General features: G+C 43.0%; 1 protein-coding gene. It reads right to left on the bottom strand.

What is annotated here, in order from left to right; all coding sequences use genetic code 11:
* Positions 1–570, bottom strand: a 570-nt coding sequence (locus BANVL01_RS26450; RefSeq protein ID WP_156482436.1) for an alpha/beta hydrolase, incomplete at both ends; no start/stop codon positions are given.

The raw sequence follows: 570 nt of genomic DNA, 5'->3' as shown, positions 1-570 counted from the left end.
TGGGGTCAATTTTGAGGAGCTTGCGCATGGAATGATAAACAATCGGTGTAAATGGCCGTTTTGGCAGCTTGGTCCAATGTGAAAGATTTTCTTTTAGAAAAGGTTCTAAATCACAAAAGGGACTGTCGGCAATGATGACGGAAACAGCAGGGTGTTCGCATCCAGCAATAAGTGCAGTAGCAGCTCCCATACTCCAGCCAAGGAGAGCAACTTTTTCTTGCTGTTTTTCTTGAATCGCATAATCAATCGCTGAATACAAATCGTGTCTTTCAAAATATCCGATCCCCGTGGTTTTTCCCTTCGATTTCCCTGCGTTGCGAAAATCAAACATCAGTACATTATAGCCCTGTTCTGATAGAACTTTAACGAGTCGCAGTCCTTCAATCTTTTCCATGGAACGTTCATTCATGTAACCGTGCGCCGTGATGACCGTTTTCTTGCTTTTCTTTGAAACTGCTGGAATCCACCAGCCAGACAGTTTTACTTGATCTTTTCGGCTGAAAAATTCAATCTCTTCGAATGCAAGACCATATTCCCCTGGATTTTTTGTCGTCTTTGCCGGGAATGGAT

This window comes from Neobacillus novalis NBRC 102450, assembly GCF_001591805.1.
In the GTDB taxonomy this organism is placed as follows: domain Bacteria; phylum Bacillota; class Bacilli; order Bacillales; family Cytobacillaceae; genus Neobacillus; species Neobacillus novalis.
The sequence above is the reverse complement of the archived record's forward strand: the minus strand, read 5'-3'. Positions and strand labels throughout refer to the sequence as shown.